19 protein-coding genes and 1 tRNA gene are annotated in these 24,117 nt (G+C 65.3%); 15 read left to right on the top strand and 5 right to left on the bottom strand.

What is annotated here, in order from left to right; genetic code table 11:
* Positions 1-2: 2 nt before the first annotated feature.
* Positions 3-782: an SDR family NAD(P)-dependent oxidoreductase gene (locus tag ACDA63_RS09520; RefSeq protein WP_373662993.1), complete on the top strand. Its 780-nt coding sequence runs from the start codon at positions 3-5 to the stop codon at positions 780-782.
* A 49-nt stretch (positions 783-831) separates the two neighbouring features.
* Positions 832-2,400 (top strand): rhodanese-like domain-containing protein, encoded by a 1,569-nt coding sequence (locus ACDA63_RS09515; protein ID WP_373662992.1) that lies wholly within the window; start codon positions 832-834, stop codon positions 2,398-2,400.
* 109 nt (positions 2,401-2,509) lie between these two features.
* On the opposite strand, the gene ACDA63_RS09510 is transcribed toward ACDA63_RS09515, so the two are convergent.
* Positions 2,510-2,585: transfer RNA gene (locus tag ACDA63_RS09510), tRNA-Ala, on the bottom strand.
* 163 nt (positions 2,586-2,748) lie between these two features.
* Between ACDA63_RS09510 and ACDA63_RS09505 the strand changes: the two genes are divergently transcribed.
* From ACDA63_RS09505 to ACDA63_RS09490, 4 genes are all read left to right on the top strand, one after another.
* Positions 2,749-4,479 carry an ABC transporter permease gene (locus ACDA63_RS09505; RefSeq protein ID WP_373662991.1) on the top strand — a complete coding sequence of 577 codons (1,731 nt, stop codon included), beginning with the start codon at positions 2,749-2,751 and terminating at the stop codon, positions 4,477-4,479.
* Between the two features lie 31 nt (positions 4,480-4,510).
* Complete coding sequence (locus ACDA63_RS09500) at positions 4,511-5,821, top strand: nitrate/sulfonate/bicarbonate ABC transporter ATP-binding protein (protein ID WP_373662990.1); 1,311 nt, start codon at positions 4,511-4,513, stop codon at positions 5,819-5,821.
* 124 nt (positions 5,822-5,945) lie between these two features.
* Positions 5,946-6,662, top strand: a complete 717-nt coding sequence (locus ACDA63_RS09495; RefSeq protein WP_373662989.1) for an AzlC family ABC transporter permease — start codon at positions 5,946-5,948, stop codon at positions 6,660-6,662.
* Positions 6,659-6,982 carry an AzlD domain-containing protein gene (locus ACDA63_RS09490; protein ID WP_373662988.1) on the top strand — a complete coding sequence of 108 codons (324 nt, stop codon included), beginning with the start codon at positions 6,659-6,661 and terminating at the stop codon, positions 6,980-6,982. Before ACDA63_RS09495 ends, ACDA63_RS09490 begins: the two co-directional genes overlap by 4 nt.
* Here the strand turns inward: ACDA63_RS09490 and ACDA63_RS09485 are convergent, their stop codons facing one another.
* Positions 6,983-7,954: a LysR family transcriptional regulator gene (locus ACDA63_RS09485; RefSeq protein ID WP_373662987.1), complete on the bottom strand. Its 972-nt coding sequence runs from the start codon at positions 7,952-7,954 to the stop codon at positions 6,983-6,985.
* Between the two features lie 120 nt (positions 7,955-8,074).
* On the opposite strand from ACDA63_RS09485, the gene ACDA63_RS09480 reads away from it, so the two are divergent.
* The 3 genes from ACDA63_RS09480 to ACDA63_RS09470 all read left to right on the top strand — a co-directional run bounded on the left by ACDA63_RS09480 (position 8,075) and on the right by ACDA63_RS09470 (position 10,630).
* Positions 8,075-8,671 carry an FMN-dependent NADH-azoreductase gene (locus ACDA63_RS09480; RefSeq protein ID WP_373662986.1) on the top strand — a complete coding sequence of 199 codons (597 nt, stop codon included), beginning with the start codon at positions 8,075-8,077 and terminating at the stop codon, positions 8,669-8,671.
* A 67-nt stretch (positions 8,672-8,738) separates the two neighbouring features.
* Positions 8,739-9,641: a pirin family protein gene (locus tag ACDA63_RS09475; protein WP_373662985.1), complete on the top strand. Its 903-nt coding sequence runs from the start codon at positions 8,739-8,741 to the stop codon at positions 9,639-9,641.
* Between the two features lie 119 nt (positions 9,642-9,760).
* Positions 9,761-10,630, top strand: coding sequence for a pirin family protein (locus ACDA63_RS09470; protein WP_373662984.1), 870 nt, complete (start codon positions 9,761-9,763; stop codon positions 10,628-10,630).
* 16 nt (positions 10,631-10,646) lie between these two features.
* On the opposite strand, the gene hemL is transcribed toward ACDA63_RS09470, so the two are convergent.
* The 3 genes from hemL to ACDA63_RS09455 are packed head-to-tail and all read right to left on the bottom strand — an operon-like array spanning position 10,647 to position 13,432.
* Complete coding sequence (gene hemL / locus ACDA63_RS09465) at positions 10,647-11,930, bottom strand: glutamate-1-semialdehyde 2,1-aminomutase (protein ID WP_373662983.1); 1,284 nt, start codon at positions 11,928-11,930, stop codon at positions 10,647-10,649.
* Between the two features lie 54 nt (positions 11,931-11,984).
* Positions 11,985-12,623, bottom strand: a complete 639-nt coding sequence (gene thiE, locus ACDA63_RS09460; RefSeq protein ID WP_373662982.1) for a thiamine phosphate synthase — start codon at positions 12,621-12,623, stop codon at positions 11,985-11,987.
* Positions 12,620-13,432, bottom strand: a complete 813-nt coding sequence (locus ACDA63_RS09455) for a hydroxymethylpyrimidine/phosphomethylpyrimidine kinase (protein WP_373662981.1) — start codon at positions 13,430-13,432, stop codon at positions 12,620-12,622. The genes thiE and ACDA63_RS09455 overlap by 4 nt, the downstream gene beginning before the upstream one ends.
* A gap of 134 nt (positions 13,433-13,566) precedes the next feature.
* On the opposite strand from ACDA63_RS09455, the gene ACDA63_RS09450 reads away from it, so the two are divergent.
* The 6 genes from ACDA63_RS09450 (at position 13,567) to ACDA63_RS09425 (ending at position 24,076) form a co-directional block, all read left to right on the top strand.
* Complete coding sequence (locus tag ACDA63_RS09450) at positions 13,567-13,719, top strand: rubredoxin (RefSeq protein WP_373663079.1); 153 nt, start codon at positions 13,567-13,569, stop codon at positions 13,717-13,719.
* 287 nt (positions 13,720-14,006) lie between these two features.
* Complete coding sequence (pilG, locus tag ACDA63_RS09445; protein ID WP_373663078.1) at positions 14,007-14,396, top strand: twitching motility response regulator PilG; 390 nt, start codon at positions 14,007-14,009, stop codon at positions 14,394-14,396.
* Between the two features lie 17 nt (positions 14,397-14,413).
* Complete coding sequence (locus tag ACDA63_RS09440) at positions 14,414-14,779, top strand: PleD family two-component system response regulator (protein ID WP_373662980.1); 366 nt, start codon at positions 14,414-14,416, stop codon at positions 14,777-14,779.
* A gap of 23 nt (positions 14,780-14,802) precedes the next feature.
* Complete coding sequence (locus tag ACDA63_RS09435; RefSeq protein WP_373662979.1) at positions 14,803-15,348, top strand: chemotaxis protein CheW; 546 nt, start codon at positions 14,803-14,805, stop codon at positions 15,346-15,348.
* A 105-nt stretch (positions 15,349-15,453) separates the two neighbouring features.
* Positions 15,454-17,598, top strand: a complete 2,145-nt coding sequence (locus ACDA63_RS09430; RefSeq protein ID WP_373662978.1) for a methyl-accepting chemotaxis protein — start codon at positions 15,454-15,456, stop codon at positions 17,596-17,598.
* A gap of 100 nt (positions 17,599-17,698) precedes the next feature.
* Positions 17,699-24,076, top strand: a complete 6,378-nt coding sequence (locus ACDA63_RS09425; protein ID WP_373662977.1) for an Hpt domain-containing protein — start codon at positions 17,699-17,701, stop codon at positions 24,074-24,076.
* Positions 24,077-24,117 lie beyond the last annotated feature (41 nt).

Genomic DNA, 24,117 nt, shown 5'->3' with positions numbered 1-24,117 from the left:
CCATGGATCTGCAACTCGCGGGCGACCGCATATTGATCGTCGGCGCCAGCGAGGGCATTGGCTACGCCACGGCGCGTGCACTGGCTGCCGAAGGCGCACGCGTGACGATCGCCGCACGCCGCGCGGATGCCATCGCGGCAGCCGCACAGCGCATCGCCAACGACACCGGCACGCCGGTCGTCGCCGAGGTGGCGGACGTCACCGATGCCGACTCGGTGGCAAATCTGCTGCAACGGATCGAATCACTCGATGCGCTGGTGCTGGCAACGGGCGGCAGCCGTCGGGCCTCGTTCGAATCGCTCACGGACGCCGACTGGCTCGCCAACTACGAATTGAACGTCCTCGGCGGCGTGCGCACGGTGCGGGCAGCCTTGCCCCTTTTGCGGCAAGGGCGCTCTCCACGCGTGCTGTTCTTCGGCGGCGCGGCGGCGCGCATGCCGTATCCGAACCAGGTCGTATCGAATGTGCATAAGGCAGGGTTGCTCGCGCTGACCAAGACGCTGGCGGCGGAATTGGCGCCGGACGGTATCCGCGTCAACGCGCTGTGCCCGGGGCGCACGTGGACACGGCTCTGGCAGGACCGCGCAGAAACCTTGGCGCGTGACGAGGGGACGACGGTCGACGCCATCGTCCATCGTTTTTCGGAAGAGATCCTCGTAGGCCGTTTTGCGAAGGCGGAAGAGATCGCCGACGTCGCGGCCTTTTTGCTCTCGCCACGCTCGTCGTACATCGTTGGCCAATCGATCAACGTAGACGGCGGCATCGCACGCGGCCTGCTCTAAGCGACCACAAAGCGGCGCACGAAGATGCGCCGCAGGAAAAAATCACTGCATGACACAAGCAATCAACGCCACCACTGTGCGCGCCTGGATCAACGACGGCGATGAGATCGCACTGCTCGACGTACGCGAAGCCGGTCAATTCGGTGAAGGGCACGCCTTTTTTGCGGTCAATCTGCCTTATAGCCGCCTGGAGTTGACGGTCACTGAACGCGTACCGCGACGCGAAACGCGCATCTTACTGATCGACGACGGCGACGGTATCGCGGAACGCGCGGCAGAGCGTCTGCGCAGTCTCGGCTACACGCGAATCGCGATTCTCGAAGGCGGCGCAGCGGCGTGGACTTCGGGCGGGGGCTCGCTCTTCAAAGGCATCAACGTCCCCTCCAAGACCTTCGGCGAACTGGTCGAGGCCGTGTGCGGCACGCCGCACATATCGGCCGCGTCCCTGCATCGGATGCAGGGCAACGGCGACCCGCTCTTGCTGCTCGATGGCCGCACGCTCGCCGAGCATCACAAAATGGCCGTGCCCGGCGCGCTGCCGGTACCCAACGGCGAACTGGCCCTGCGCGCCGCACCGCTCGCGCCGGATGCCGGCGTTCCGGTCGTCGTGCACTGCGCAGGACGCACGCGCAGCATCATCGGCGCGCAGACGCTGCGCCACCTTGGCTGGCTCAATCCGGTCCTGGCCCTGGAAAATGGCACGCAAGGCTGGCGCCTGGCCGGGCTCGAGCTTGAGTACGGCAGCACGCGAACGCTCGCTCAAGCGCCACGCAACGTCGGCGCCGCACGCGACGCGGCTCGTCGCTACGCTCGACGCGCAGGCGTCGAAGAACTGGATGTGCCCAGCGCGCAGCACTGGCTCGACGATCGATCACGCACCACGTACGTGGTCGACGTGCGCACGGCAGAAGAATACGCGGCACATACGCTGCCGGGCGCCGTGCACGCGCCGGGCGGACAGCTGATCCAGGCTACCGATCTGACGCTCGTCGTACGCGGCGCACGCGTACTCGTGCTTGACGCGCAAAGCGTGCGCGCGCCCGTCGCCGCCGCGTGGCTGCGCCAGATGGGCTGGCAAGCCGCCACCGTGCGCGAGGGCATCGCCGCGCCGTTGAAAGTGCCCGGGCACGCAGCCTTCACGCCGGCCCGCGCGCCTGAGCTGAACGTCGCCGGTCTGCAGCACGCCATACGCAAAGGTGCGCGCCTGATCGATGTCCGGGACAGCCTCGCCTATCGGGCCGGTCACGCGGCCGGCGCCGCATGGTCCATCCGTCCGCGCCTGCCCGGCGTCGTCACGGGAGCCGACGAAGTCGTACTGATCGGAGAGGCCGACATCGCCGCGCTCGCCGCAATCGAAGTCCGACAGGCCGGCGTGCAGCGCATCTCGCACGCAACGTGGAATACGGTTCTCGCGGCGGGCCTTGTGCTCGTTGCCACGCCAGCCGAACCGGACGACCAAACGGCCATCGACTATCTGTTCTTCGTCCACGACCGCCACGACGGCAACCTCGACGCCGCGCGGCGCTACCTGGAGTGGGAGACGGGACTCATCGGGCAGTGCACACCCGATGAGCTGGCGCACTTTTCGCCCTTGCCGCATGTCGATGCCGGGCAGTGAGACGCGGGACGATATCGCAATCCGGAAGAGCGGCGCCAGAAAACAAAAAGGCCGAAACCCTTGATGAATCAGGTGTTTCGGCCTTCGGTCCGTGAACGGACAGATTCGGTGGTGGAGAGGAGGAGGATCGAACTCCCGACCTTCGCATTGCGAACGCGACGCTCTCCCAGCTGAGCTACCCCCCCACGCGAGGCCCGTATTGTAGTCTGCACTCCGTCACTTGCCAAGATGGCCGACACGAGGCCTGTCAGCGTTTTGCGTGCTTGCCGCGTTGTGTTTGCGGCATGCGGATTTCCTGTCATGTGAACGTGTTACTTTCCGGCGCTGGCACGGGGCTCCAGGCAAATAATGATCAACAACAGGCAGTTCTTTCCACGCCAGGTCGTCGAGGCCAGCGGCAATCGCTGGGATTGGGCGCTGCTGCCACTGGTGCTGTCGGGCATCGTACTGCTGTGCTTCGGCGCCTCGCAGATGGCGCGGCCCTACGAGGTCGGCACGCCGCTGCCGCTCACGCTCGATCCGGTGGTGCTGCCATATTACTTATTGCGCACCACGCTGCGCATGTTCGCAGCGCTCGGGCTGTCACTGATTTTTTCGTGCGTGTTCGCGGTGCTGGCCGCCAAGTTCAGAGCGGCGGAAAAGGTGCTGGTGCCGCTGCTCGATATCTTGCAGTCGATCCCGGTGCTGGGCTTTCTGTCGATCACGGTGACGGGATTCATCGCCCTGTTCCCGGGCAATCTGCTGGGCGTGGAGTGCGCGGCGATCTTCGCGATCTTCACCTCGCAGGCGTGGAACATGGCGTTCAGCCTGTACCAGTCGCTCAAGACCACGCCCTCCGAATTGCAGGAAGCCGCGCGCATCTTCCATCTGTCGGGCTGGCAACGCTTCTGGCGGCTGGAGCTGCCTTTCGCAATCCCGAACCTGTTGTGGAACATGATGATGTCCATGTCCGGCGGCTGGTTCTTCGTGGTGGCGTCCGAGGCGATCTCGGTTGCCAACCAGGACATCAAGCTGCCTGGCGTCGGTTCGTACATCGCCATGGCGATCGATGCGCGCGACCTGTCGGCCATCGGCTGGGCCATCGGCGGCATGGCCGTGGGCGTGCTGCTCTACGACCAGTTGTTCTTCCGCCCGCTGCTGGCGTGGGCGGACAAATTCCGTTTCGAAGAGACCTCCGGCGGCGATTCGCAATCGTCGTGGCTGCTCGACTGGCTGCGCCGCACCGAGCGCATGCGCAGCGTGGCGCGTGGCGCGGTACGCATGCTCGAAGGCACGTTCACGCGTTTTCGCCGCGACTATGACGGCACGTCGATCCGCGCCCGCGCCAGCAGCAACTACGATAAGTACCACCGCGTGTGGGATGCCGTGCTGGCAGCACTTGTGCTGTTCGCCGCATGGCGCATGTTTACGTTCATCCACGCCGAAGTGGGTTGGTCCGAGGCGGGTCACGTGCTCATGCTCGGTGTCGCGACGCTGGTCCGCGTGCTGATCCTGATCGCGGTGGCCTCGCTGGTGTGGGTGCCGATCGGCATCTGGATCGGCATGAACCCGCGCTGGGCCGGTCGCCTGCAGGCGGTGGCGCAATTCCTCGCCGCCTTTCCGGCGAACCTGATGTTCCCGGTGGCGGTGATGCTGATCGTGCACTGGAAACTGAATCCGGACGTGTGGCTGTCGCCCCTGATGGTGTTCGGCACGCAGTGGTACATCCTGTTCAACGTGATCGCCGGCGCGTCGACGATCCCCGCGGAACTGCGCTTTGCGGCGCGCAATCTCGGGCTGTCGGGCTGGCTCAAGTGGCGCCGCTACCTGCTGCCGGCGGTGTTCCCGAGTTTCGTCACCGGTGCGATCACCGCCAGCGGCGGCTCGTGGAACGCCAGTATCGTGGCCGAATATGTAACCTGGGGCGACACCACGCTCGAAGCCCATGGTCTGGGCAGCTACATCGCGCACATGACGGCGGTAGGCGATTTTCCGCGCATCGCGCTGGGCATCGCTGTGATGTGCCTGTTCGTCATGGGCCTCAACCACTTCCTGTGGCGGCGGCTCTACCGCATCGCCGAAGACCGCATGCATCTGTGACGCGCGACGAGGACTAGGGACCTAGAACACTATGACTGAAGCACTGATCGAACTGCGCAACGTCGGCAAGTCGTTCCGTTCGTCCGACGGCACGCCGCGCGCCGTGCTGGAAGGCGTGGACTTCACGCTCGGCGAAGGCGAGATCGTTGCCCTGCTCGGCCAGTCCGGCTCGGGCAAGTCGACGCTGTTGCGCATCATGGCCGGACTGATCCCCGCCGATGCGGGCGACGTCCGCTATCGTGGCCAGCCGCTGTACGGGCCCGCGCGTGGCGTGTCGATGGTGTTCCAGTCGTTCGCCCTGTTTCCGTGGCTGACGGTACAGCAGAACGTCGAACTGGGGCTGGAGGCGCAGGGCATGGAGGCCACCGAGCGAGCGCGCCGCGCACAGGACGCCATCGAGCTGATCGGGCTGTCCGGCTTCGAAGGCGCGCTGCCGCGCGAGCTGTCCGGCGGCATGCGCCAGCGCGTGGGCATCGCGCGCGCACTGGTGATGCAGCCGGCCGTGCTGCTGATGGACGAGGCGTTCTCCGCGCTCGACGTGCTCACGGGCGAGCGCCTGCGCGACGACATCCTCGAACTGTGGGAAAGCGGCCAGATGCCCACGCGCGGCATCCTGGTCGTGTCGCACAACATCCAGGAAGCCGTGATGATGGCCGACCGTGTGCTGATCTTTGCCAGCGACCCCGGCCGCGTGCGTTCTGAATTGCGCATCGAAATGCCGCGTCCGCGCGATGCGGAAAGCCTCGAAGTGCGCGCGTTGGTGGACCAGGTCTACGGCCTGATGACGGCCAGCGCGCCGCGCGCGGGTCGCCCGGAAGAAACGCGCCCCGCATTGGGCGAACGCCTGCCGAGTGCCGACGTGGGCCGCATGGAAGGCGTACTCGAACTCCTCGCGGGCGAGCCATTCCGCGGTCGCGCCGACCTGCCGCGCCTGGTGGAAGAGTCGGACCTTACCGACGACGAACTGCTGGCCGTGGTCAGTGCGCTGCATCTGCTCGGCTTCGCCACCGTCGCGCATGGCGACGTTACGACCACACCGCTGGCGCGCAACTTCGTCCATGGCAGCAACACGCTGAGGCACGAACTGTTCGGCCAGCAATTGATCTCGCAGGTGCCGCTGGCCGCGCACATCCGCCACAGCCTCGAACAGGAACCCTCGGGCGAACTGCCGGAAGGCCCCTTCCTCAGGCTGCTGCAGGAGAGCATGGAAGCGGCCGAGGCCGAACGGGTGCTGAAAGTGGCCATCGAATGGGGCCGCTACGGAGAGGTCTTCGAATACAACTACAACACCGGCGTGATCCACCTCCCGGAAGGCGAAACCGAAGAAGCGCCGGTCGCCTGACATCCCTGCGGGGTGTCCGGCGGGTGGTCTGAGACAAGCGCAACACGCGTGTTTTGTGGTGTCATGTCGGCTGGCCGCGCAAGACCTTCTGGCGCGGCCTTCCGTTCTCCACCGAAAACTCCCGATGCATCGACCCGATCTGCCCGTCCACGGCCCGATGGACGAATTCCTTGCCGGCGTACGCGCCGAAGTCCCATTGCTGCTCGGCGTCGTGCCCTTCGGGCTCATCTATGGCGTGCTCGGTCTGGCCGCCGGCCTGCCGGGCTGGGCAGTGGTGCTGATGTCCTCGGTGGTGTTCGGTGGATCGTCGCAGGTGGTCTTCGCGCAGTTGTGGGGTGCGGCGGTGCCGCCCGCCGTGATCACCGCGACCGTCGGCGTCGTCAATGCGCGCCATGCGCTCTACAGTGCCAGCGTCGCGCCTTTCCTGCGGCAATTGTCGTGGCGCTGGAAAATATTGCTGGCATACCTGCTCACCGATGAGGCTTACGCCATGGCCATCGTGCGCATGCGCGACGGCGCGCCCTCGGCGCATCGGCATTTCTTTCTGCTTGGTACTGGACTGACCCTTTGGACCGGCTGGCAATTGTCGTCGCTGGGCGGTGTGCTGATCGGCGCTGCGATCCCGGCTTCGTGGTCGCTCGATTTTTCGATCCCGCTGACTTTCATCGCGCTGCTTGTCATGGCGGCGCGCGGCCGCTCGGAGGTGATCGCGGCGCTGGTCGCCGCGGCGGCGGCGCTGGCGTTGCAGGGCATGCCGCACAAGTTGTGGATCATCGCAGCGGCCGCGGCGGGCATGGCCGCGGGATGGATCGCACGCGGACTGAACCGGAGGACACCATGAGCGACGGCTGGCTGTTCCTCACCATGGTGGCGTGCGGACTGGTGACCTTCCTGATCCGGTTGTCATTCATCGCCGGTGGACGATGGCTGCCGCAAGGTGGCCGCTTCGAAGGGTTCCTGCGTTATGTGCCCCCCGCGGTTCTGGCCGCACTCATCGCGCCGGACATTCTCATGCGCCAGGGGCAGCTCGACGTGGCCACGGACAATCTGCGCATGTGGGCGGCGCTTGCCGCCCTGCTCGCGGCATGGCTCACGCGCAGCGTGCTGGCGACCATCGCCGCCGGCATGGTCGTGCTGTGGCTGCTGCAGGCGATGGTCTGATCAGCTCACCAGCGTGGTCGCCTGCGGCAACGTCAGGGGCGTTTGCGCGGCAGCGGCCTCGTAGGCTTCATTGCAGTTCTGGAGCGCGCGCGACAGCGCGTCGATGAACACCCGCGTGCGCGTCGGAATCAGCCGGCGGCTCGGCATCACCGCCCAGACCGTCACGGCCGGAGCCGACCATTCCGGCAGCACCTGCTCGATCAAACCCATCTCGACGCTTGGCAGTGCGATACGGCCGGTGAATTGGGCGATGCCCAGGCCGTGCGAAGCCAGTTGCAGGATCAGGCCCATCGAATTGGTCGCCAGCGGTCCGGGGGGCAGGCCCTCCCAGTGGTCGTGCCCGCGCTGGAGCTTCCAGCGCATTGGCTCACCGTTGCTTGTCACCATGTGCAGTGCAGTGTGCTTCAGTAGATCGTCCGGCGTTTTGGGACGACCGTAGCGCGCCAGGTACGCCGGGCTGGCGTAGAGCGCGCTGGGCAGTTCGGAGAGTTTGCGTGCCACCAGCGTCGCGTCGTCTTCGAGTCGCGGAGCGATGCGGATGGCAAGGTCGAACTGTTCGGACAGCAGGTCGACATTGCGTGGCGACATGTCGAGTTCGAGACGGATTTCCGGATAGTCGCTGCAGAACTGCAGGAAGAAGGTCGTCAGTACCAGCTTTTCGGAGAAATCCGGCGGCATGGATACTCGCAGGCGGCCACGCGGTGTCGCCTGGCGAAACTGGGCGAACGCCGCCGCGCCTTCCACTTCTTCGGCCAGGCGCCGGGCATGCTCGAGCACGCCCTGTCCGAAATCCGTCACCGCCAACTGCCGCGTGCTGCGCGCCAGCAGGCGCTCCCCCAGTTGCTGTTCGAGCGCAGTGATGCGCCTGGAGACGGTCGATTTCGGCAAGCCTGTGCGCTCGGCGGCACGGGAAAAACTACCCGTTTCCATCACCCGGGCGAACAACAGCAGATCGTTGGCATCGACGTCCATGGCAGTTCTCCTTCGTTCCATCAGCGGAACGATCATATCCGTTTTAGCGTCTTCCGACCCATCTCCCCACCTAATACAGTGCACTCACGGCATCACCACACAGACACAGGAGTACGGCAAATGAACATTCTGCAAATCAACGCCAGCGCCCGCACCGCCGGCCAATCGACCCGGCTGGCCAACACCATCGTCGAGCGCCTGATCAAGGCTCACCCGGAAGCCACGCACATCGTGCGCGACCTGGCCGCCAACCCGCTGCCCCCGCTGGATGAAGCCGCGCTGGGCGCGCTGTTCACGCCGGCCGAGCAACGCAGTGCCGAACAGGCTGCTCGTGTCGCCATCGACGACGCGGTGATCGCTGAAGTGCAGGCAGCCGACTATGTCGTGCTGGGCGTGCCGATGTACAACTTTGGCGTGCCCATTCAGCTCAAGGCGTGGATCGACGCGATCTCGCGCGCCAAGGTGACCTTCCAGTACACCGCCAACGGTCCGGAAGGCCTGCTCAAGGGCAAGAAGGTCTACGTCGCACTGGCGCGTGGTGGTCTGTACCGCGACACGCCGGCCGATTCGCAAGTGCCCTACCTGAAGACCGTGCTGGCCTTCCTGGGCATGACCGATGTGACCTTCATCTACGCTGAAGGTCTGGCAATGGGCGAAGAATCGGCCGCCAAGGCATTCGCGCAGGCCGAAGTCGAAATCGCCGAGGCGCTGGCGTAACACCCCGCAGCCCCGACAGAGAGCACCGTGCCGCCATGTGGCGGCACGTATACAGAGGAGAAAGATCATGAACGATCCACGTCAACAGCTTGCCGTCCAGACCGAGACCGTCGTGCGCTCGCGCGGCGTGGAACGTCTGGTACGCGGCCAGGCCACATCGGACGGCGCCGGCGTCAAGCTGACGCGTGTGCTGACGCAACCGCTGCAACGCAGGCTCGACCCGTACCTGATGCTCGACGCGTTCCGCAACGACAACCCGGACGACTACATGGGCGGCTTCCCCGACCATCCGCACCGTGGTTTCGAGACGGTGACGTACATGATCGCGGGGCGCATGCGCCATCGCGACAGCGCCGGGCACGAAGGTCTGCTGCAGAACGGCGGCGTGCAATGGATGACCGCCGGCAGCGGCCTCATCCACTCCGAGTTGCCCGAGCAGGAAGACGGGCTGATGGAAGGTTTCCAACTGTGGCTGAACCTGCCCGCCAAGAACAAGATGGTGGCGCCGTCGTACCGCGACATCCCTGCGGCGGCAATTCCGGAGTTCAACACCGAAAACGGCGCGAACGTGCGCGTCATCGCCGGCGCAAGTCACGGAGTGGAGGGCGCGGTGACGCGACCCGACACCGAGCCGCTGTACGTCGATGTGCATCTGCCGGCAGGCGCCAGCTTTACGCAACGCATTCCGGCTGGGCACAACGCCTTCATCTACACCTATCGCGGTGAAGTGAAGGTGGGCGACACGGCGGTGCCGGACCGCAACATGGGTCTGCTGGCCAACGATGAAGGCGACGGTGTGGTCATTACCGCGACGAGCGATTCGCGCGTGCTGATCATCGCCGGTCGCCCGCTTGGCGAGCCGATTGCTCAGTACGGCCCGTTCGTCATGAACACGCAGGAGGAAATCATGCAGACGCTGATGGACTACCGCGCGGGCAAGTTCGAAGCGGCCGTCGTGCAAGCGCTGTAACAACGCCCGGGTCCCTCCCCCGATCATCCCGAGCGTTCCAAAACCCGGCATCATGTGGTGCCGGGTTTTTTCTTTGCGCCACCGACGTGTCGTCGGCGCACGCACCTGAGGACACACACATGAGCAAGGCTCGCAGCATCGCCAACGTTCTGACCGCAAAGCCTGCGGCGCTGGCCGGCATCAGCGTATGGCGCGCACTGCCCCGGCGCGAACTGCGCCGCGTCGGTCCGTTCGTTTTCCTCGATCACTTCGGGCCGGTTGAAAGCGGTCGCCCCGCGCCCGACTACGTCGGCCCGCATCCGCATACTGGCCTGCAGACCGTCACTTATTTATTCAGCGGCGAGATCGAGCATCGCGATACGCTCGGCACGGTGCAGCGCATCCGCCCTGGCGCAGCCAACTGGATGACGGCCGGACGCGGCATCGTGCACGCTGAAGATCCGCAGCCCGAGGCCGGCCCGCGACATGGCGTGCAGGCCTGGGTGGGATTGCCGCCGGACAAGCGCGACATCGATCCGGCGTTCCATCACTTCGATGCCGAACAGCTCCCCGTGTGGCAACAGGATGACGCACGCATCCGCCTGCTTGCCGGCTCACTCGGCACGCAGCACGTGCCCGCGCCGATGTACTCGTCGCTGGTCTATGCGGAAATCGAATTGAACGGTAGTGTGCGTCTGATGCTGGACGCTGCGCATGAACTCGCGCTGTACGTCGCCGAGGGTGCAGTACGCGTCGAGGGTTCAGAACCGCAATCGCAGCACGCACTGGTTCAGCTTGGCGAGGGCGACACGCTGCAACTATCGAGCGAAGCTCCGGCGCGACTGATGCTGCTTGGCGGCGAACACTTGCCCGAACCAACGACCATCTGGTGGAACTTCATCACCGACACGGTGGAAAGCGGCCGCGCACTGCAGGCGCGTTGGGAAGCCGGCGGCTTTCCGCAACTGCACGTACCGGGCCACGACGACGCGGGCCCGGCTGCGATCTGATCGCCTGCGCCTGTCCTCAGATTGCCGCGAACGCCCTGCGCGCCGCGGCAATCGTTGCGTCGATGTCTTCTTCGGTATGCGCAGCCGACACGAAGCCAGCCTCGAATGCCGAAGGTGCAAAGTAGTGCCCGGCATCCAGCATGGCGTGGAAGAAGCGATTGAAGCGTTCGCGGTCGGAGCCCATGACATCGGCAAACGACTGCGGCGGCAGTGAAGAGAAGTACACGCCGAACATCCCGCCCACCGATTGCGCGGAGAACGTCACGCCAGCGTCGCGTGCAGCCGCAGCAAGACCCTCCACGAGACGCGTCGTCAACGCCTCGATGCGCTCATAGAAACCCGGCTCGTTGATGAGGCGCAGCGTTTCGAGCCCCGCCGCCACCGCCACCGGGCTGCCGGACAGCGTGCCCGCCTGATACACCGGGCCGAGCGGTGCGATGCAGTCCATGATGTCGCGACGCCCGCCAAAGGCGCCCACCGGCATGCCACCGCCAACGATCTTGCCCAGCGTGACGAGGTCTGCGGTGATGCCGAACAGTCCCTGCGCGCCGCGCGGTCCGACGCGGAAGCCCGTCATCACTTCGTCATAGATCAGCACGGTGCCGTTGGCGGTGCACAACTCGCGCAGACGCTGCATGTAGGCTTGCGTGGGTCGCACCAGATTCATGTTGCCGGCCACCGGCTCGATGATGACGGCGGCGATCTCGGCACCTCGTTCCGCAAACGTGGCTTCGAGGGCTTCGACGTTGTTGTAGTCGAGCACGATGGTGTGACGCGCGAAATCCGCCGGTACGCCCGCCGAAGAGGGGTTACCGAAAGTGAGCAGGCCGGAGCCGGCCTTTACGAGCAGGCTGTCGGCATGGCCGTGGTAGCAGCCTTCGAATTTGACGATGGCATCGCGTCCGGTGAAGCCGCGCGCCAGGCGGATGGCGCTCATCGTGGCCTCGGTGCCGGAAGACACCAGTCGCACCGACTCCAGCCCGGGGACGCGGCGCTTGAGCTCCTCGGCCATGACGACTTCGCGCTCGGTCGGCGCACCGAAGGAAAGACCTTCCGCCGCCGCGCGTTGCACGGCTTCCACCACGCGCGGATGTGCGTGGCCGACGATCATCGGCCCCCATGAGCCGACGTAGTCGACATACGCCACGCCGTCGGCGTCCCACACGCGTGCGCCCTGGGCGCGCGAAATGAACCGCGGCGTGCCGCCCACCGAACGGAATGCGCGGACGGGCGAATTCACGCCGCCCGGAATGCTCCGCTGGGCGCGCGAGAAGAGTTCTTCGTTATGCGGTTGCGACATGGCAATACCTTCCTGGACAACGATGCGCCGCGCACGGACACGGCGCGCTGAATATTACGAGGGTGATTTGTCGAACGCGGCGGCGATGCGCTCGCTGCGTTCGCGCGGATCGTCCGCGTTGTAGATGTCGGTGATGACGGCCGCCATGTCGGCGCCAGCTTCGACGAGCGCCGGCACGTTGTCGGCGGTGATACCGCCGATGCCTACCACCGGCAGGCTCAGTTCGCCACGGGCACGACCGATCAGTGCAATTGGCGCGCCGACCGCACCGGGCTTGGTGGGCGAGGCAAACATCGCACCGAATGCAACGTAGCTGGCGCCATCGCGCGCAGCGGCCCGGGCGCGCTCGAAATCGTCGTAGCACGACACGCCGATGATGAAGTCATCTGCCACGCGACTGCGCAACGCCGCGCATTCGCCGTCGTCGCGGCCGATGTGAACACCATCGGCGCCTACGGCCAGCGCCAGTGCCACGTCGTCGTTGATGAGGCAGGTCACGCCGCGCAGGCGGCACAGGCCGGCGATGGCGCGGGCCTGTTCGGCGGCCAGATCGTGTGTGGCCGTCTTGTTACGGTACTGCACGCACACCGCCCCACCGTCGATGATGGCGGCGGTGACGCCGACGAGCCGCGGGGTGTCTTCCCAGTCGGGCGTGACGGCATACAGGCCGCGCTTGAGCAAACGAAGGGTCACGACAGGGTCTTGAAGAAACGGTTGGGGATCAGTTGCCCCATGCCAATGCGGTTGGCATGGGCCAGGGTGTTCCACGTGAACGCCTGGGCCGCATGCACGGCATCGGGCACCGATTCGCCACGTGCGAGCAATGCGGCGATGGCGCAGGCCAGGGTGCTGCCGGCGCCGTGATAGTTGCCGTGCAGACGCTCCCATGCGTCGCTGCGAATGACGCCGGCGTTGCCGTACAGCGTGTTGATGACTTGCGGCGTGTGTTCGTGCACGCCGGTGATCAGTACGTGATCCGCGCCCAGCTCGATCAGGTGTCGGGCACAATCGGGCAGCGAGAGCTCGTCATCGTCGTCCTCCTGCGCAAAGCGGCGTGCCTCGGCGCCCGTCGGCGTCAGCACGGTGGTCAGCGGGAGGAGCAGCTCGGTCATGGCGGCGAGCATTTCTTCGTCGGCAAAGGCATCCGCCCGCGTCGAGGAGAAGACCGGGTCGAACACGACCGGCAGGTCGGGGTAGTCGGCGATGACTTCGGCCACCGCGGCGACGTTCTCTACACTCCCTAGCACACCGATCTTGAACGCCTGGACGGGGATGTCTTCGAGCAGCACGCGCGCCTGGTCGGCGACCCAGTCGCTGTCGACGGCATCCATGTCTTCGATGCCGGCGGTGTCCTGCAACGTAATGCCCGTCACGACCGATAACGGGTGTACGCCAAACGCGGCAAGAGTGAGTAGATCGGACTGCAGGCCGGCGCCGCCGGTCGGGTCGGAAGCTGCGAATGTCAGCACGATCGGCGGGGCCGAAAAGACGGTCTGGGGCATAGGACTTTCAGGCGGGGAATGCGCGAACCTGCCCCTTCGGGCGAGCCGGAAAAAATGCGCTAAGATCGATTGAAGTTTAACTGAAATCGCCCGATAACATGGCTGAGACCCCCGCAACGCCTTATAAAACCTACATGTGCCTCATCTGCGGATGGATCTACGATGAGGCCGCCGGCAACCCTGAAGAAGGACTTGCACCCGGCACGCGCTGGGAGGACGTGCCGCCGAACTGGACCTGTCCGGAATGCGGTGCACGCAAGGAAGACTTCGAAATGGTAGAGATTTGATGCTCTGAGCGTCGTCGGCCACACATTGCGACCTCATGATTTTTGAGTATATTGACCCGCTTCGAATGGGCCAAAAAGACTGATTTGCAGCGGATTTTTCGCATTTGATGCGAGATTCGCACCGCGAATTACCGTTCGGAAGCGATAGGGCGCCAACTGTCGGGTCAGACATTCACAAGCAAGTGTCTGACTGCCACAAGGGTTGGAGTCCACCCATCGCAGTGCGACCGTCGGGGTGGCGGTCGGAACGGGTCACAATCTGAAGGAGCATTGTGTTGGCAGAGACACTGGACGCCTCGGGCGTCAAGGTGATGGTCATCGACGACAGCAATACCATTCGTCGCAGTGCCGAGATCTTCCTGGCGCAGGCCGGGTACAAGGTACTGCTGGCCGAGGATGGTTTCGATGCGCTGTCGAAGATCGCCGACCACCTGCCGGACCTGATTTTCGTCGACATCATGATGCCGCGTCTGGACGGTTACCAGACGTGCGCGCTCATCAAGAAGAACCCCCGCTTTGCCGCCACGCCGGTGATCATGCTGTCGTCCAAGGACGGGCTGTTCGACCGTGCCCGCGGCCGCATGGTGGGTTCCGACGAGTACCTGACCAAGCCGTTCACCAAGGACAGTCTGCTCAAGGCTGTCTCCGCTCACATCGCATCCCGCAGTCCCCGTTAGCGTTCCTGAGGTTAGCCATGCCCGTTAAGAAGATCCTCGTCGTCGATGATTCGCCCACCGAGCGCCTGTCGCTCACCGAGTTCCTGACCCGCCAGGGCTACACCGTAGTCACGGCAGAGAACGGTGAAGACGGAGTGATCAAGTCCAAGGCCGAACTGCCCGACCTGATCCTGATGGATGTCGTCATGCCCGGCATCAACGGCTACCAAGCCACCCGCACGATCTCGCGCGACGACGTCACGCGCAGCATCCCCATCATCATGACCACCAGCAAGGACCAGGAGACGGACAAGATCTGGGGCATGCGTCAGGGCGCGTTCGACTACATGACCAAACCGCTCGACCACGACGAGCTACTCAAGAAAATCCAGGCGATCGCCTGATCTGAACGCATAGAGAGGCGGCAATGGCCAAGCGCATCAGTTTGCGTGAATTCCAGCAAGACCTCACCCGCCGCCTCACCGAGGTGAAGACGGCCGGCCGTCGTGCCGGCCTGCTTGCGTTCACCGCGGGCGGCGACAACTGGCTGGTCGATCTGGTGGACGCGGGCGAAATCATCGCCGCTCCCAGCCTCACCGCCGTGCCGCTCACGCGCGGCTGGTTCCGCGGCATCGCCAACGTGCGCGGCAATCTATATAGCGTGGTCGACCTGGCGGCGTTTTCGGGCGAAGCGACGACGGTGCTCAACAATGACGCCCGCATTCTGCTCATCGGCACGCGCCACGGCCTGAACACGGCATTGCTGGTATCGCGCGCCCAGGGTTTGCGCAACCCTGATGACTTCGAGGTGGACGACGGATTCATCGACGCCCGCCCATGGATTACCGGAGCCCTGCGCGATTCGCAGGGCCGCCTGTGGAAGCGCCTCGCAGTCCGCCCGCTGCTGGCGGATGCGCGCTTTCTTGATGCCGGTGCGGATCTTGGACATCGAGAACCCAGAACGCCGACATGACCGTAGCCGCAGCAGCCTTTCTTTCGACAACACACATCCGCGTTGTGCCCGCCACGGCCCGATCGCAAGGATGACAACATCTGGCCCGCACCATCGGAGCGCAACATGGCACTGAAATTGTTTGGTCGCACGTTCTTCGTGCAAGGCGCAAATCAAGCCGCTATCGGCACCGACAGCACGCTCATGGAAAGCGGTGAGACAGCCGCGCCATCCGCGCGCCGCCGTTTTTCCGCCCGCCTGCCCTGGCTGGCGGAAAAGCCCGTGGCCGAGCAGTTGCGCGTACTCGGTATCACCTTCGGCGTGCTGGCACTGGCGACGGTCGCGCTGACCGCCTGGCAGATCCGCCTGGCTAACCAGGGCACGGCATTCGTGTCGGCGGCCACGCAGATGGGTACCCAATCGCAGGTGCTGGCAAAGGCCTCGCAGTTGGCGGTGACGGGCGGACGCAAGGGCTTCGATGAGTTGCGCGAATCGCGCCAGCAATTCGTTGAACTGCTCGACGCCGTAACCAAGGGCGGAGCCATCGGCGGCGTCGGCGTGCCGAGCAGCCCGAATGCCGTGGCCGGCCCGCTGCAAGCACTGACCGAGTCATGGAGCAAGGTCGACCGCGACGCCACCTCGCTGATCAGCCAGGGCGTTAACGTGACGCGCCTGGGCACGGCGGTGGAGAACATCAACAACACGAATGCGCAGTTGCTCGACTTCGCCGAGCAGGTGGCCGCGCTCAAGCTGCAACGTGGTGCTCCGGCCAACGAAATCCACACTGCCAACCAGGTGGTGATGCTGACGCAGCGCATGGCCAAGAACGCCAACGCACTGCTGGCCTCGGACACGGTCGACCCGGAAGTGGTGTTCCTGCTGGGCAAGGATTCGAACTCGCTCGAAGAGTTGATGGCCGATCTGACCAAGATGACCACCGACGCCGAGACCAACGAGAAGCTCGACGGCCTCAAGCGCTACGCGCAGATGCACCAGTTGGCGGTGAGCGACATTCTGTCCAACGTGCAACTGCTGGTGCAGGCCAAGCGCGCCGGCACGCAGATCTTCCAGAACTCGACCGACGTGCTGGACAAGACCGATGCGCTGACCGCTGCATACCGCGATTACTTCACGGGCTGGAACTGGCGTTCGATCCTGATCGCCGTCACCACCGTGCTGTCGCTGGGCGCCCTGTTCCTGCTGGCCCGCACGTATAACGACGACATCCGTGCCCGCCGTGAAGAAGCCGAACGCCAGCGCGCCAGCGCCGAATCCGAGCGTAACAACACCCAGCAGGCCATTTTGCGGCTGATGAACGAAATGGGTGACCTCGCCGACGGTGACCTGACCATCCGCGCGACGGTGACCGAAGACGTGACGGGCGCCATCGCCGACTCGGTGAACTACACCATTGAAGAACTCTCCGTGCTGGTACGTCGAATCAACGACGCGGCCGGACGCGTGACGATCGCAACGGAATCCGCCCAGCGCGTGTCGGGCGAACTGCTAGATGCGTCCGAACGCCAGTCGCGCGAAATTCAGACCGCCGGCTCGCAGGTGCAGGACATGGCCCGCCAGATGAGCGCCGTGTCCTCTTCGGCGTTGCAGACCGCACAGGTGGCCCGCCGCTCCCTGGAAGCTGCTCGCAAGGGTGCGGACGCGGTGCAGAACTCGATTTCGGGCATGAACGAAATCCGCGAACAGATCCAGGAAACCTCCAAGCGCATCAAGCGCCTGGGCGAGTCCTCGCAGGAGATCGGCGAAATCGTGGAACTGATTTCGGACATTACCGAACAGACCAACGTGCTCGCGCTGAACGCCGCCATCCAGGCAGCTTCCGCAGGTGAAGCGGGCCGCGGTTTTACGGTGGTCGCAGAAGAAGTGCAGCGCCTCGCTGAACGTTCCGCCGAAGCCACCAAGCAGATCGCCGCGATCGTGAAGACCATTCAGACCGACACGCAGGACGCCGTGGCCGCCATGGAAAACTCCACCCGAGGCGTGGTGGAAGGCGCCAAGCTGTCGGACGCCGCCGGCCAGGCGCTGTCCGAAATCGGCGACGTGTCGGTGGAAATGGCCACGCTGGTCGAGAAGATTTCGGCCGACACGCAACGCCAGGCTTCGGTTGCAACAGAAGTGTCCGAAGCGATGCGCGATATTCTCTCCATCACCGAACAGACCACGCGCAGTACGCAACAGTCGGCTGTGTCGATCGGCCAACTGGCCGACCTCGCCGTCGAACTGAAGGGTTCGGTGTCGGGCTTCAAGGTCTGATCGCCTTCTACACATACAACAGGCTGCCGAAGGGTGACGACGGAATGTCGCCGCCCGCGATGCGGGGCAGCCCGAGACAGAGCGTCACGGGGCAAGGTGAATGAGCTTCAGCAACGAGTTTGATGTCGGCCCGCTCACGTGGGTGAAGAGCGAGATCGATGCCGCACTCGGCCGGGCACGGGAGAGCCTGGCCGACGCGCAGCAGCGCCCGGAGGAACGCGAGCCCCTGCGCTTTGCGCAGAGCCACGTCCACCAGGCCAGCGGCGCGCTGTCCGTCGTCGGGCTGGACGGCGTCACGCAATATGCCGACGCCATCGACAAGCTGCTCGCCGCGCTGGCGGCCGCCGACGGCACGGTGCCGGCCGACAAACTCACGCTGGCCAACCGCGGCATTGCCGTACTGGCCAACTACATCAACGAATTGCTGGCTGGCGCCCCGCACCAGCCGTTGCGCCTGTATCCGATCTACAAAGAGCTGGTCGCTGCCCGCGGTGGCGACGTGCCGCCGCCGTCGGAGCTGTTTTTCCCGGACCTGTCGCGCCGTCCAGCCCTGGGCGATGCGCCCAGCATCGATCCGGCCCGCGCCGCGCACGAAGCGCGCGTCCAGCGCGGCCGGTTCGAAAAAGGCCTGCTGCAGTGGATCCGCCAGCCGGGCGCGAACGCCGGCCCGCTCGAAATGCTGCGCGCGGTGCAGCACATTGAACAAATCCAGACCACGCCCGCCACGCGCTCTTTCTGGTGGGCCGCCGTTGCGTTCTTCGAAGGTCTCGCATCCGGCGCCATTCCGGGTGATCGGCAGGCGCATCGCCTGTGCCGCCGCATCGACACGCAGATGCGTCGCCTGATCGAGGGCTCGCAAGTCATCGCTGAGCGCCTTGTGCGCGACGTGCTGTACTTCGTCGCCACCTCGCGCATCGACACGCCGCACGCGCAATCCGTGCGCCACGTGTATCGGCTCGACAACGCGCTCCCGGCCAGCGACGCCGAACTGTCGGACACGCTGCGCGCGCCGCTGGCGTTGCAGTTGCGCGAAGCGCTCGAGAACGCCAAGGAGATGTGGAACCGCTTCTGCGCGGGCGCTGCCGTCGCGCTGCCGCAGTTCCAGGAGCAGTTGGTTGAAGTCGTCGCCCGCGCAGCGCCGTTGAACGTGCGCGACGTTGACCGTCTGCTGGCCTCGATGAGCGAATTGCTCACCTGGCTGCGGGCCGATCCCCTGCGGCACAGCGACACCCTGGCCATGGAAGTCGCCACTGGCCTGTTGATCGTCGAGCAAGCCGCCGAATCGGCGGTCGTCGATCCGACTCAGTTGCGCCGCCAGACCGACGCCCTGTGCCATCAATATGCACTGCGTATCCAGGGCCAGAACCCGGCTCCGCTCGACGAAAGCCAGTTCGGCAGCGCTTCGCAGCGCGCCCAGGAAAAGCTCTTCTTCAACCAGCTCGCGCGCGAGATCCTGGCCAATCTCGGCCAGATCGAACAAACCCTCGACATCTACTTCCGCAACACCGCGCAACGCGAGCCCTTGGCCGCGCTCGCCAATCCGCTCAAGCAGATTGAAGGTGCGCTGGCGATCCTGGGTGAGGCCGAGGCGACCGAACTCGTCCGCTCCAGCGCCGTCGAGGTGAGCCGCTTCGCCACCGCGGAGACACCGCCCGAGCAGTCCGATTTCGATGCACTCGCGCACAAGCTGTCGGCGCTGGGTTTCTACATTGAAGCGCTCAAGCACGGCCCCGCCCGCCTGGAGTTCTTCCTCAACCCGGAGGCAGCCCGCGCCGCGCGCGAAGAGGTCTCGGCCGTGAGCGCCACGGTTGAAGCCCAACTGGCTCGCGACACGCGCGAGACGCAGACACTGGCTGCAGCGCTGTCCGAATCGCCACAGGACACGACCCTGCGCCAGCAGCTCGTCAGCAATCTCGAAGCGATCCGCGAAGACGCACAACTGGTCGCTGACAGCCAGCTCGAACAGCAGACCAAGGAAGCCATCGCCAGCCTCAAGGCTGGCGGCAATGTCGCCGTCGAACAGATCCAGGAAGCGCTGTCCTCCGTCGCCCCGGTCAGTGCGCCACAACCGTCGGCCGAAGCCGCGCGCCTGATGAGCGCCAGCACCGAAGAACTGGACGCCGAGCTGCTGGAAATTTTCCTGGAAGAAGCGCAGGAAGTCCTCGGTACGCTGGCGACCTCGCGCGACGAAGCCGCCCGCGAATCGCACAACCTCGAAGCGCTGACCACGGTGCGCCGCGCGTATCACACGCTCAAGGGCAGCAGCCGCATGGTGGGCCTGACCGATTTTTCGGAAGCCGCCCGCCACGTCGAAATGGCAATGAACCGCTGGCTGCAGCTCGAGCGTGATGCCGACGGCGAAATTCTCGCGCTGATCGATGACGGTCGTGCCGTGTTCGGCGCGTGGGTGGAACAGTTGCTTGCCGGCGGCGGTACCTGGCATGACGCCAGCGCACTGATCGCGCATGCCGACAGGCTGCTTGCCTCGCTCGATCCAAGCGTCGACGACCTGCCCGCCGCGCCCCCCACTGCTGCGGCCATCGCGGCGGCACCGGCGACCGCAAGTGTGGCTGCGGCCGTCGCACCGGCATTCAACGCGTCGGCGCCGCTCGATTTTGTGCTGGACGACATGGAGCCTTCCGCCCAGCCCGTTGCCGATGCCCATGCGATCGAAGCCTCGCTCAACGAAACACGCTTCGATCTCGACGACTTTCTGCTGCCGGAACTGGGCACGGAGCATCACTACGAGTCGTCGCTCGAAGAGACGCGTCTGGACATGCCGGCACTGGCGGCGTTCGGACTGGACATCGACCTGCCCGACATGCCGGCCAACTCGCACGGCAAGGAGCTGGACCTTACCGCCACGCTGTCGGAGAACGATATCCGCGCGCTGGTCGATGACGCCCGCATGCCAGAGTTCGATCTTGCCGCGACGACCATCAACCCCTTTGGCAATGCCAAGGCGGTGGACATTCCGACGCTGCATTCGCTGACCGACCGGACGCCCGAAACGACGATCGGCCTCGACAGCCACGGCGACGCCGACCTGACGGTCACCCCGATCAGTCTGGAGACTCTCGCCGGCGAGGCGGCCAACGACGAAAGCGACCTCACGACGACGGCGCTGAACGTCGAGGACCTGCTCGAGCCGCTGCCTGAGCCCCTCACGCTGAACGAGCCGATCATCGCCGACGCGGTGGCCGGATCGAACGACGCCGCCATGGAAGACGGCCTCGTGGCGACCGCGCTCAACGTCGACGAGTGGCTCGACGATGCGCCAGCGAAAGACGCCGTCGCCGAAGATCTGCCGATCGTCGACGAAGACGAGGCCGGCATCGAGATCTCGCCCGCCATCGCGGCCGAACTCGAAGCTGCCGCGCACGTGCTGGCGGAAGTCGGCAAGGAACTCGAACACGCCGCGCCCGCCGCTGAAGACACCACGGTCGAAGAGCACGCACTGGAACCGCTGGTGTCGCCCTTCGATGTCATCGAAGAGCCGGCACCGAAGCAGCCGACGCCGGTGACCGAATCGCTGGGCGAACCGGATGTCGCGACCAGCCCCGCCGAAGCGCGCCTGGCCGATGACGACCTGGAAGTCGTCTCTATCGATGACGATGAAGGCGACATCGATCTGCCGCATCTGAATCTGCACGCGCTGACGGGCGAGACGCCGCCCCCGGTCATCCCGGAAGGGGACGTGACCATCGGCGGCCAGACGCTGTCGCGTGGGCTGTATGACCTTTTCATGGTCGAAGCTGGCCAGCACCTCGACACGCTGCGCGCCGAACTGGCCGCGCTTGCCGAAGACGCCACGCTCGCCCCGGGCTCCAGTGCCGTCCGCGCCGCGCACACGCTGGCGGGAATCTCTGGCACGGCGCGCATCGAAGCGGCCTATGCGCTCTCCAAGGCGCTGGAGCATTCGCTGCACCGGCTGTGCGACGTGAGCCAGCCCCCCACGCGCGAACAACTGGCGTTGCAGCAACATGCGCTGGATGTGCTGGAGAACATGCTCGACGAAGTCGCCGTGCAGTCGATGCCGATGGCCGACGACGCGCTGGTCGAAGAACTCGACAATCTGCAGCCGATCTTCTTTACCGCCGCCGACCTCGCGCCCGCCCCGACCGCGGAACCGGAAGCACCGCAAGCCGCCGTGCCGCAGTCCATCGTGGTCGACGATTTCGCCTCGGCAACGCCTGCAGTGGTCGAGGAGACGCCGAAAATCACCGTCCAGGATGAGCTGGACGACCAACTGCTGCCGATCTTCTTCGAAGAAGCCGACGAGCTTTCGTCCGAACTGGGCACGGTGGTGCGCCAGATTCGCGCGGAACCGGCTGACGCCGCACCGGTGCAGGCGCTGGCCCGCCTGCTGCATACGCTCAAGGGTAGCGCCCGGATGGCAGGTGCGATGCGCCTGGGCGAATACGTCCACTCGCTTGAGTCGAGGCTCGAAAAGGGCGTGGCCGCTGGAACGCCGCTGGCCGACGACATGGAAAACGGGCTGGATCACATCGGTGCGATGCTCAACGCCCTGCGTAATCCGGGTGCGCCGGAGCCAGCCGCCCCGTCGACGGGCACGGCGACCGGCGCGGCTGCAACGGCCATCGTGGTCGCCGCGCCGGTTGCCGCGGCGACGGCAGAGGACACGGACACCGTCCAGGGGACACGCTCGACACTGCGCGTACGTGCCGACGCCATCGATCGCTTCGTCAACGAGGCTGGCGAAATCAGTATTGCCCGCACGCGTATCGAAGGCGAAATGCGTACGCTGCGCCGTTCGCTGCTCGACCTGACGGAAAACGTGATCCGCCTGCGCAACCAGTTGCGCGAGATCGAAATCCAGGCCGAGTCGCAGATGCAGTCGCGTCTGGCCGCAGCCGAAGCGCATCACGGCGAGTTCGATCCGCTGGAATTCGACCGCTTCACGCGCCTGCAGGAAGTGACCCGCATGATGGCGGAGTCCGTCGGTGACGTGACGACCATCCAGCAGAACCTGCTGCGCAACCTCGATCAATCCGACTCGGCCCTGCACTCGCAGGCACGCCTGTCGCGCGACCTGCAACAAGCGCTGATGGCGGTGCGCATGGTGCCGTTCGAAGATTCGGCCGATCGCCTCTACCGGGTGGTGCGTCAGACCGCGAAAGAACTGGGCAAGCGCGCCAACCTCGACATCCGCAACGGCCGCATCGAAATCGACCGTGGTGTGCTCGACAAAATGATCGCGCCGATCGAGCACCTGTTGCGCAACGCCATCGCGCACGGCATCGAATCGCCAGCGGATCGCGTGGCCGCGGGCAAGCCTGAGTTCGGCCAGATCACGCTGACGCTGTCGCAACTGTCGAACGAAATCGCGCTGGAAATCCGCGACGACGGCCGCGGCCTGAATTACGAGCGCATCCTGGCGCGAGGCCGCTCAGTCGGTCTGGTCGGCCCGGACGAAACGCCGGCCGAAGCGCGCCTGACCCAGTTGATCTTCGAGCCCGGATTCTCGACGGCCGAAACGGTGTCGGGAGTGGCCGGGCGCGGCGTCGGCATGGACGTGGTCAAGAGCGAGACGCTCGCCGTCGGTGGCCGTATCGACATTGCTTCCAGCGCCGGCCAGGGCGCGCGCTTCATGATCCGCCTGCCGCTGACGCTGGCCGTCACGCAAGCGCTGCTGGTCCGCACGGGTGGTCGTACCTACGCCATTCCGTCGAACATGGTGGAACAGGCGCTGGAATTGAAGGAGCCCGCGCTCGACGACATGCGTTCGCGCGGCTTCGCCGAATGGAACAACGAGCAGTACCCGTTCCGCTACATGCCGCGCTTGCTGGGCGATACCGTCACGCAGCCGACGCCGAACCGCTTCCATTGGGTGCTATTGCTGCGCGCCGGCAACGAAACGCTGGCAATGCACATCGACGAGCTGCGAGGCAACCAGGAAATCATCGTCAAGAACGCAGGCCCGCAGTTCGTGCGCCTGCAGGGCTTTACGGGGGCAACGGTGCTGCCCGATGGCGAGATTGCGCTGATCCTGAACCCGGTGGTGCTGGCATCCCGCACGACGGCGCAGGCACAGGAAGGTGCCGAAGGCGCGGCACCGGTGGCACCGCAAGCCGAAGAGGCTCGCACGCCGACGGTGATGGTGGTCGACGATTCGCTCACCGTACGCAAGATCACCAGCCGCCTGCTCGAACGCGAGGGCTACCACGTGGTCACCGCCAAGGACGGTGTCGATGCGCTGGAGCAACTGGTGGAGATGAAGCCGGACGTGATGCTGCTCGATATCGAGATGCCGCGCATGGACGGCTTCGATCTGGCGCGCAATGTGCGTGCGGACGAGCGCCTGCGCGACCTGCCGATCATCATGATCACCTCGCGCATGGCGGACAAGCACCGCAACTACGCCACCGAGATCGGCGTCAATCACTACCTCGGCAAGCCATACCAGGAAGACGTGCTGCTTGAGCTGATCCACGGCTTCGTGGGCAGTCGCCACTGAGCGTTCGCGGACGCCGGACGAAAAAAAGGGCATCGCCGCCG

Origin of the sequence: Uliginosibacterium sp. sgz301328 (assembly GCF_041807905.1) — a bacterium.
Lineage (GTDB): Bacteria > Pseudomonadota > Gammaproteobacteria > Burkholderiales > Rhodocyclaceae > JBGVSA01.
The sequence above is the reverse complement of the archived record's forward strand: the minus strand, read 5'-3'. Positions and strand labels throughout refer to the sequence as shown.

Coding starts and splice junctions, on each gene's coding strand:
- ACDA63_RS09520 (WP_373662993.1), top strand. CDS start 3: ATGGATCTGCAACTCGCGGGCGACCGCATATTGATCGTCGGCGCCAGC.
- ACDA63_RS09515 (WP_373662992.1), top strand. CDS start 832: ATGACACAAGCAATCAACGCCACCACTGTGCGCGCCTGGATCAACGAC.
- ACDA63_RS09505 (WP_373662991.1), top strand. CDS start 2,749: ATGATCAACAACAGGCAGTTCTTTCCACGCCAGGTCGTCGAGGCCAGC.
- ACDA63_RS09500 (WP_373662990.1), top strand. CDS start 4,511: ATGACTGAAGCACTGATCGAACTGCGCAACGTCGGCAAGTCGTTCCGT.
- ACDA63_RS09495 (WP_373662989.1), top strand. CDS start 5,946: ATGCATCGACCCGATCTGCCCGTCCACGGCCCGATGGACGAATTCCTT.
- ACDA63_RS09490 (WP_373662988.1), top strand. CDS start 6,659: ATGAGCGACGGCTGGCTGTTCCTCACCATGGTGGCGTGCGGACTGGTG.
- ACDA63_RS09485 (WP_373662987.1), bottom strand. CDS start 7,954: ATGGACGTCGATGCCAACGATCTGCTGTTGTTCGCCCGGGTGATGGAA.
- ACDA63_RS09480 (WP_373662986.1), top strand. CDS start 8,075: ATGAACATTCTGCAAATCAACGCCAGCGCCCGCACCGCCGGCCAATCG.
- ACDA63_RS09475 (WP_373662985.1), top strand. CDS start 8,739: ATGAACGATCCACGTCAACAGCTTGCCGTCCAGACCGAGACCGTCGTG.
- ACDA63_RS09470 (WP_373662984.1), top strand. CDS start 9,761: ATGAGCAAGGCTCGCAGCATCGCCAACGTTCTGACCGCAAAGCCTGCG.
- hemL (WP_373662983.1), bottom strand. CDS start 11,930: ATGTCGCAACCGCATAACGAAGAACTCTTCTCGCGCGCCCAGCGGAGC.
- ACDA63_RS09455 (WP_373662981.1), bottom strand. CDS start 13,432: ATGCCCCAGACCGTCTTTTCGGCCCCGCCGATCGTGCTGACATTCGCA.
- ACDA63_RS09450 (WP_373663079.1), top strand. CDS start 13,567: ATGTGCCTCATCTGCGGATGGATCTACGATGAGGCCGCCGGCAACCCT.
- ACDA63_RS09440 (WP_373662980.1), top strand. CDS start 14,414: ATGCCCGTTAAGAAGATCCTCGTCGTCGATGATTCGCCCACCGAGCGC.
- ACDA63_RS09435 (WP_373662979.1), top strand. CDS start 14,803: ATGGCCAAGCGCATCAGTTTGCGTGAATTCCAGCAAGACCTCACCCGC.
- ACDA63_RS09430 (WP_373662978.1), top strand. CDS start 15,454: ATGGCACTGAAATTGTTTGGTCGCACGTTCTTCGTGCAAGGCGCAAAT.
- ACDA63_RS09425 (WP_373662977.1), top strand. CDS start 17,699: ATGAGCTTCAGCAACGAGTTTGATGTCGGCCCGCTCACGTGGGTGAAG.